Below are 8,983 nucleotides of genomic sequence, written 5' to 3'. Positions count from 1 at the left end.
AACAGCCTTCTCTTCCTTATTGTCAAGGGAGAAGTAATCCCGTGACAGTTTAAATACCACAGGGCTCAACATAATCAGAGCCACAAGGTTAGGCAGTGCCATCATCGCGTTGAGGGTATCAGCCAACAGCCAGATAAAATCGAGACTCAGCACCGCACCGGCAGGAACTGCCAGAATCCAGAACACACGGTAAGGCATCAGGGCTTTCACACCAAAGAGATAGGTTACACTGCGCTCGCCGTACAGTGCCCAGCCAAGGATGGTGGTGAAGGCAAAGATGCTCAGGGCAATAGCGATCACGTAGTTACCAATGCCGGGCAGGGCATGGGCAAAGGCCGCAGAGGTCAGGGCTGCACCGGATTCACCAGACGTCCACACACCGGTGGAGATAATCGCCAGCCCGGTAATGGAGCAGATGATGATGGTATCAATAAAGGTACCCAGCATAGCCACCAGGCCCTGACGCACAGGATCTTTGGTTTGGGAGGCTGCATGAGCAATAGGCGCCGAACCCAGACCGGCTTCGTTAGAGAAGATACCTCGAGCTACACCAAAGCGAATCGCCATCCAGACAGCAGCACCGGCAAAGCCACCTTCTGCAGCACTTTCCGTGAAGGCATAGGTGAACACCATCTGCAGGGCGCCGGGCAATTGATCTGCGTTAATCGCCAGCACAGCCAAACCGGCCACCAGATAAGTAATCGCCATAAACGGAACCAGAGCACCGGCTACAGCACCAATGCGCTTTACGCCACCCAGCAGAACCGCCCCTACCAGCACCATCAGCACAACACCGGTTACCGCCAGAGGAATACCAAAGTTTACTTCAAGAACACTGGCCACAGAGTTCGCCTGCACGGTGTTGCCGATACCAAATGCTGCAATAGATGCGAACACGGCAAAGATGGTACCCAGCCATGCCCATTTGGCGCCCAGACCATTCTTGATGTAATACATGGGGCCACCTACATGATTGCCGCTCTCGTCCACTTCACGGTATTTTACTGCCAGCACCGCTTCCGCGAACTTGGTGGCCATACCCACAAGAGCAGTGCACCACATCCAGAACAGCGCACCGGGGCCACCGAGGAAAACTGCCGTGGCAACACCGGCAATATTACCGGTACCCACCGTAGCAGACATGGCTGTCATCAAAGCCTGAAAAGGGGAAATTTCACCGGAATCTTTGTCATTTTCATCGCTCCGCCTGCCGCTCCACATAAGCTTGAAACCCATTGCGAGTTTCATCAGTGGAATAAGGCGCAAACCAATCATAAGGAAAAGACCGGTACCCAATATCAGGACCAGCATAATCGGGCCCCAGACGATACCATTAAGTTGTCCCAGGAAATGGGTCATCGCTTCCATAACAGGAATACCTTTTATTGTTGTTGTCGCAGAACGACGGCTGTTATTTTTATATGACGCGCTGCCCCTCAGGCAGCTGCCTACTTGCTCCCGAGAATATTGTCTACAAGATCATAATGGCTGCACAGGGCACAGTACTGACGAATAAGCGGGCAAGAAGAGTATCAGACCTTTACAACAATGGAAGAGCCAGACTCCGTTCTTACACATGACATTACGTAGTCACCCACAAAATCCGCGCATCCTCTTTCCCGGTGGAAATCACCACATGGCCCATGGAAGCGTCGTAGTAAGCGCTATCGCCCTCTTCCATGTCGGCTGGCTGGTAAAACTCGGTATACAGACGAACTTTCCCGCTCAATACCAGCATAAACTCTTCCCCTTCATGGCGAATCCAGTCCTGGTACTCTTCAAAGGAGCGGGCACAAATGGTGGTTTTGTAGGGAATCATTTTCTTGCCGGACAACTCTGTTGCCAGCAGCTCGTGCTCATAGGTGGGCGTTGGATGAAGCGTGCCTGTACCCTTAAGGGTGATATCCCGCCGTCCTCCTGTCGCGCCTTTGCGTCCGGCGGGGCTGAACAGCTGAGGAATATCAATACCCAGCCCGTTCACCAGTTTGGTCACGGCCGCAAAGGTTGGCGATATTTGTTCATTCTCTATTTTTGAGAGGGTCGAACGGGCTAACCCTGTGAGTTGGCTGGCCTCCTCAAGAGTCAGGCTTTTCCCAAGGCGGATGGCCTTCACCCGCTTACCCAGTTGCAGTGGCTCCATGGCCGCTCCTGCACCGGACTGTGTTTTTTTACGCTGAATGATCACAGCTTCTTTTTCTTTCCTGAGAAAATGAGCTTGCTCGGACATTTCTCCCCCACGGATACTGATTGTCACTAATGACTCAAATAAAACTCCCTGAACTGTCTACCACATTACCACACTATCGAACAGGGCCTTACCCAAAAGTTTCCTATAGGAAACTTTTCTATTGAAGAGGGAAAAACCTGCTGATAATCTCTTCCATAAATGAAACCTTATGCACAGCATTGAACAGGTACAGAGGATCGATGCAAGGGGTAACTCAGCTCGTCTATAAAAAACGCAGACGAGCATAAGCAGCGATAATAAGAGCACTCGTTAATAAAGTGCTGAGCTGAGCGGAGGGCTTATGGGTTTAAGCGTACTGGATCTATTTAAAGTCGGCCTTGGGCCGTCTTCGTCCCACACAGTGGGGCCTATGGTTGCCAGCAACAGATTTCTGGAAGAGCTGCGCGGCCTTGGAAAAACAGAACAGACAGCCCGGGTAAAGATTGAACTTTACGGCTCCCTCGCTCTGACCGGCAAAGGCCACGCCACCGATACTGCGGTGATGCAGGGCCTGTCGGGAGAGACACCGGATCGTATTGATCCTGATTATGCAGTACGGCTCATTAAAAATATTCGCGCATCCAAACAGCTCCAGCTTGATGGCAGCCATCCTGTTCCTTTTACGGAAGAGAGCGACCTGCTGTTTCTGATGGAAGAGGCTCTGCCCCAGCATCCGAACGGCATGACCATAACTGCCTTCGACAACGCCGGCATGGTGATTCACAGAAACAGCTACTTCTCCGTAGGGGGCGGATTTGTACTCAGCGAAGAGGAGGTAAAATATCCCACAACCTCTGCCGCTCCGGTCAATATCCCCTACCCCTTCGAGAACGCCAAAGAACTGCTGGCGCTGGGTGAGAAACACAACCTCTCCATTGCCGAGATTGTGCTGGCCAACGAGGAACACCTGCCCCGCACCCATAAACCCAGAGAAGACCTGCTGTCTATCTGGAAGGTGATGAAAGCCTGCATCGACAGAGGCTGCGAACAAACCGGCATTCTTCCCGGCGGCCTCAACGTGAAACGCCGCGCCCACGATCTCCACCAGGAACTGGCCAACCGCGCCGAGTACGACAAAGACCATTTTGAAGTGATGGACTGGGTCAGCCTCTACGCACTGGCAGTGAATGAAGAGAATGCCATGGGCAGCCGGGTGGTCACCGCCCCTACAAACGGCGCAGCGGGGGTGATTCCTGCGGTTCTGGCCTATTACGTTCGCTTCATCAATGGTCGCAATGAAGACAACATCGTGACCTTTCTCGCCACCGCCGCCGCTATCGGCATGATCTACAAGAAAAATGCCTCCATTTCCGCCGCTGAAGTTGGCTGTCAGGGTGAAATAGGCGTGGCCTGCTCCATGGCGGCCGGTGCTTTGTGTGCCGTATTAGGTGGCACCAACAACCAGATTGAAAATGCAGCGGAAATCGGTATGGAGCACAACCTGGGGCTTACCTGCGACCCAATCGGAGGGCTGGTGCAGGTGCCCTGTATTGAACGCAACACCATGGGTGCCATTAAAGCCATTAACGCCGCCCGCCTCGCCATACAGGGGGACGGCAGCCACCGGGTACATCTGGACGATGTGGTAGAAACCATGCGCCAGACGGGCCTGGATATGCAAAACAAATACAAAGAGACCGCCACCGGTGGGCTCGCAGTAAACGTAGTAGCTTGTTAGAAATTAGTAGCTTGTTAAATACGATAAACGATTAAAAACACAAACCGCCTGGAGCGAAAGGAAACTGACCATGTCTGCCACTCTGAAATTTGCCAAATCTCATGAATGGGTTCTGGATAACGGCGACGGTACCGTAACCGTTGGCATCTCCGAACACGCCACTGAGCTACTGGGGGATGTCGTTTTTGTTGAACTGCCTGAAATCGGCGCGACAATAGAAGCTGGCAATGAGTTCTCTCTGGTTGAATCTGTAAAAGCTGCTTCCGATATTTACTCGCCAGTATCCGGTGAGGTGATCGCTATCAATGAAACCCTGGAAGACGCACCAGAAACCGTTAATGAATCACCTCTGGAAGCTGGCTGGCTGGCCAAAATCAAGCTGAGCGACAATAGTGAGCTTGCTAATCTGCTGACCGAAGATGCCTACCTGGCAACCATTGAAGAAGCTGCCTGAGTTCAGGGCAAGACACCTCTAAACAGATCTGATGACCGGCCAGATACGTAAGTATCTGGTCAGGTAAAGAAAGGAAGAAACATGGCTGTTGAGAAACCCATAACAGACCGGCAGCGCTCCCTCGCAGAGCTGACCAGCAACGAAGCCTTCACCCAGCGTCATATCGGCCCTGATGCGGCCGCTCAACACTCCATGTTGTCAGAGCTTGGTCTGAATTCTATCGACGAACTGATGACCCAGACCGTACCCGAGAGCATTTACCTGAAAGATGCTCTGACTATGGACGAAGGAAAAACCGAACAGCAGGCACTGGCCTACCTGAAAGAGCTGGCGGATCAGAACACCGTGAACCGCTCCTACATCGGCACCGGTTACTACCACACCTACACCCCTAACGTGATTCTCCGTAATATTCTGGAGAACCCCGGCTGGTACACCGCTTACACCCCTTACCAGCCCGAGATTTCCCAGGGCCGGCTGGAAATGCTGCTGAACTTCCAGCAGATGGTGATGGACCTCACCGGCATGGAAATCGCCAACGCCTCCCTGCTGGACGAAGCCACCGCCGCCGCCGAAGCCATGACCCTGTGCCGCCGTTCCAACCGCAGCAAGCACCAGGCCTTCTTTGTGGCCGACGATGTACATCCACAAACCATCGACGTGATTAAAACCCGTGCCGACTATCTGGGCATTCCCGTGGTTGTGGGCAATCCGGAAACCGAGCTGGACAACGTGGAAGTGTTCGGTGTGCAGCTGCAATACCCGGGCACCTACGGTGACATCGCCAACATTGAAAAGCTCGTTGCCAAGGCCAAAGCCCAGAAAGCCATGGTGTCTGTAGCTACCGACCTGCTGGCTCTGATGCTGCTGAAATCCCCCGGCGAGCTGGGCGCGGATGTTGTAATCGGCAGCAGCCAGCGCTTTGGTGTTCCCATGGGCTTTGGTGGCCCACACGCTGCCTTCCTCGCCGCCAGCGAGAAACTGAAACGCTCCGTACCTGGCCGTATTATCGGTGTCTCCAAAGACAGCCGTGGCAATCAGGCCCTGCGTATGGCGATGCAGACCCGCGAGCAGCATATCCGCCGGGAGAAAGCCACCTCCAATATCTGTACTGCTCAGGCACTGCTGGCCAACATGGCTGCAGCTTACGCCATCTACCACGGCCCCGAAGGCCTGAAGATGATTGCCGAGCGTGTTCACCGTTCCACCAGCATTGTGCAGCACGCTCTGACAGCCGCGGGTTTTGAAACCAACGAAACTTACTTCGACACCCTGACTGTAAAGGTGGGCGACAAACAGGAAACCATCTACCAGCGCGCGCTGGAAAGCGGCTGCAACCTGCGCCTGGTCAGCACAGATCGTCTCGGCCTCAGCCTTGATGAAACCACCACAGCAGAAGATATTGCCGACCTGTTCCGCGCCTTCACCGAAAAAGAGCTGAACACCGCCGAGCTGGACGCTGCTATCACTGGCGGCAAGGCCACCGGCATTGCCGACGACCAGCGTCGTTCTGATGCCGTACTCACTCACCCGACCTTCAACAGCTATCACTCCGAAACCGATATGCTGCGTTACCTGAAGCGTCTGGAGAACAAAGACTACTCCCTTACCCACGGCATGATCCCGCTGGGTTCCTGCACCATGAAGCTGAACGCCACGGCACAGATGATTCCTGTGACCTGGAACGGCTTCGCCAACGTGCATCCGTTTGCGCCAAAAGATCAGGTGCGCGGTTACGAAACCATGATCAGGGAGCTGGGGGATGCACTGGTGGAAATCACCGGTTACGACAACATTTCCATGCAGCCAAACTCCGGCGCACAGGGTGAATACGCGGGCTTGCTGGCCATTCGTAACTACCAGCAGGCTAACGATGAGGGTCACCGCAACATCTGCCTGATTCCCTCCTCCGCCCACGGCACCAACCCCGCCTCCGCCTCCATGCTGGATATGAAGGTTGTGATTGTGGCCTGCGATGAAAACGGCAACGTAGACGTGGACGACCTGCGCGCCAAGGCCGAGAAGCACGCGGATCATCTCTCCGCCCTGATGGTGACTTACCCATCCACCCACGGTGTGTTTGAAGAGCAGATTCGTGAAGTGTGCCAGATCGTACACGACAACGGTGGTCAGGTTTACATGGACGGTGCCAACATGAACGCTCAGGTGGGTGTCTCCAAACCAGGCGATATCGGCTCCGACGTTTCTCACCTGAACCTGCACAAAACCTTCGCCATTCCCCACGGTGGCGGCGGCCCCGGCATGGGCCCTATCGGTGTGAAGGCGCACCTTGCTCCTTACCTGCCCAACCACGTGGTGAGCCCGCTGAAAGGCGACAACGAAGGCATTGGTGCTGTGGCCGCCGCACAGCACGGCAGCGCAGCGATTCTGCCTATCAGCTGGATGTACTGTGTACTGCTGGGTAAGGAAGGCTTGCGTCAGTCCACCGAGATGGCGATTCTGAACGCCAACTACATGACCGAAAAGCTGTCTGCCCACTATCCGGTGCTGTACCGTGGCCGCAACAACAAGGTGGCTCACGAATGCATTGTGGATATTCGCCCTATTAAGGAAGAGAGTGGCATCTCCGAGGAGGATATTGCCAAGCGTTTGATGGACTACGGCTTCCACGCGCCCACCATGTCCTTCCCTGTGGCTGGCACGCTGATGATTGAGCCAACGGAATCCGAGTCCAAGCATGAGCTGGATCGCTTTATCGAAGCCATGACCGCCATCCGCGAAGAGATCCGTAAAGTGCAGGACGGCGAATGGCCGCTGGACAACAACCCGCTGGTAAACGCACCACACACCATGGTTGATCTGGCCAGCGCTGAGTGGGATCGCCCATACAGCCGTGAAGAGGCTGTGTTCCCATCCCAGGCCACCCGCGCGTCCAAGTACTGGCCCACCGTGAACCGTGTGGATAATGTGTACGGTGACCGCCACTTCATCTGCTCCTGCCCATCTATTGAAACCTATCAGGACTAACTGATTCGGTGCTGGACTCTTGCTTCAAAAGCTCCTGCTTCAAAAGCCGAGTCCAGCATCCGATGTTGAGGGATAAAACATGTCTGACGTTCAACTGAAGAAAACCCCACTGTACGATCTGCACGTATCTATGGGGGGCAAAATGGTGCCCTTCGCAGGCTACGAAATGCCTGTACAGTATCCTCTGGGTGTTAAAAACGAGCACCTGCATACCCGTGATAAAGCGGGTCTGTTTGATGTGTCTCACATGGGTCAGGTACTGCTGAAAGGCACCGGCGCGGCCACCATGATGGAATCTCTGGTTCCTGTGGATATCATCGACCTGCCTTCTGGCAAGCAACGTTACGCCCTGTTTACCAACGAAGAAGGCGGCATTCTGGACGACCTGATGGTGACCAACTACTCCAGCGCTGAAGAAGAGCTGTTGTACGTGGTTGTGAACGCGGCCTGCAAAGAGCAGGACATCGCCCACATGCAGGCCCACCTGTCAGAAGGCGTTGAGCTGGAAGTACTGGACGACCGTGCACTGGTTGCCCTGCAAGGCCCGGCGGCTGGCGAAGTGATGAAGCGTTTCTGCCCGGAAACCGCCGAGATGGTGTTCATGGATTCCCGCAAGGTGTCTATCGAAGGCATCCACTGCTTTATCAGCCGCTCCGGCTACACCGGCGAAGATGGCTTCGAGATTTCCATTCCTGCTGCTGATGCAGAAAACCTGTGCAAAATGCTGCTGGATCAGCCCGAAGTGGAAGCCATCGGCCTTGGCGCCCGCGACTCCCTGCGTCTGGAATCCGGCCTGTGCCTGTATGGTCACGATATCAACACCACCACTACACCTATCGAAGGCAGCCTGATCTGGGCGATCAGCAAGATTCGCCGCAACGGTGGAGACCGCGCAGCAGGCTTCCCCGGCGCTGAGAAGATTCTCGGCCAGATCGAAACCAAGGAGTTCGCCATCAAACGTATCGGCCTGCTGGGTTCCAGCCGCGCACCTGTACGTGAAGGCACCGAGCTGGTGAACGACGCTGGTGAGGTAATTGGCAAGGTAACATCCGGCAGCTTCGGCCCAACCATCGGCGCACCTGTGGCCATGGGTTATGTGGAGAAGGCTTACGCGGTTCTGGATACCGAAGTGTTTGCTCTGGTACGCGGCAAAAAGCTGGCTATGACTGTTAGCCGGATGCCGTTTATTGAGCAGCGTTATTATCGGGGTTGATGCGCTTTTGATTGCAGCCTGCTTGTGCGACACTGATCACGTAAGCAGGCTTTTATAAACAACAAGTATTCATCATCAAGAACATAACAAATAACATATGGGTGAACCTGAGGAAGTGGCACCCTGCAACAACCCTGCTACTCTTCCTGCTCTACTTGTGCGGAGGTAAGAATGAATCTTGAGCATCGAGTTCAGCATCTGGAGCTGCAGTACGAAAGCCTTGACGGGACGGTACAAAAAATACTGGTCTTCACCAAGGCCACCCATGACATCCTCATGGCGCATATCGCTGATACCAGAGAGGAGTTTAAGAAAGTTCACAAACGGCTCGACGGGGTTGAGCGGGATGTTGCTGTACTCAAAACCGATGTCGATGTACTCAAAACTGATGTCGATGTACTCAAAACTGATGTCGCTGAACTG

At 54.3% G+C, this 8,983-nt stretch carries 7 protein-coding genes; 5 read left to right on the top strand and 2 right to left on the bottom strand.

The genetic code is table 11. The features are described 5' to 3' along the window. Positions 1-1,368 (bottom strand): alanine/glycine:cation symporter family protein (locus tag E1189_RS05040; protein WP_155158961.1); only part of this gene is annotated, 1,368 nt, incomplete at its 3' end. Positions 1,369-1,582: 214 nt separating this feature from the next. After that, positions 1,583-2,227, bottom strand: coding sequence for a helix-turn-helix domain-containing protein (locus tag E1189_RS05035; RefSeq protein WP_155158960.1), 645 nt, complete (start codon positions 2,225-2,227; stop codon positions 1,583-1,585). A 301-nt stretch (positions 2,228-2,528) separates the two neighbouring features. On the opposite strand from E1189_RS05035, the gene E1189_RS05030 reads away from it, so the two are divergent. From E1189_RS05030 to E1189_RS05010, 5 genes are all read left to right on the top strand, one after another. Beyond that, positions 2,529-3,905, top strand: a complete 1,377-nt coding sequence (locus E1189_RS05030) for an L-serine ammonia-lyase (protein WP_155158959.1) — start codon at positions 2,529-2,531, stop codon at positions 3,903-3,905. A 70-nt stretch (positions 3,906-3,975) separates the two neighbouring features. Then, positions 3,976-4,359 carry a glycine cleavage system protein GcvH gene (gene gcvH, locus E1189_RS05025; RefSeq protein WP_155158958.1) on the top strand — a complete coding sequence of 128 codons (384 nt, stop codon included), beginning with the start codon at positions 3,976-3,978 and terminating at the stop codon, positions 4,357-4,359. An 81-nt stretch (positions 4,360-4,440) separates the two neighbouring features. Beyond that, positions 4,441-7,347: an aminomethyl-transferring glycine dehydrogenase gene (gene gcvP / locus E1189_RS05020; RefSeq protein ID WP_155158957.1), complete on the top strand. Its 2,907-nt coding sequence runs from the start codon at positions 4,441-4,443 to the stop codon at positions 7,345-7,347. Between the two features lie 79 nt (positions 7,348-7,426). Further along, complete coding sequence (gcvT, locus tag E1189_RS05015; protein WP_155158956.1) at positions 7,427-8,560, top strand: glycine cleavage system aminomethyltransferase GcvT; 1,134 nt, start codon at positions 7,427-7,429, stop codon at positions 8,558-8,560. 171 nt (positions 8,561-8,731) lie between these two features. Continuing rightward, the coding region (locus tag E1189_RS05010) for a hypothetical protein (protein ID WP_230460177.1) at positions 8,732-8,983 on the top strand (252 nt) is incomplete at its 3' end.

This window comes from Parendozoicomonas verongulae (assembly GCF_009711465.1).
Classification (GTDB): domain Bacteria; phylum Pseudomonadota; class Gammaproteobacteria; order Pseudomonadales; family Endozoicomonadaceae; genus Sansalvadorimonas; species Sansalvadorimonas verongulae.
The sequence above is the reverse complement of the archived record's forward strand: the minus strand, read 5'-3'. Positions and strand labels throughout refer to the sequence as shown.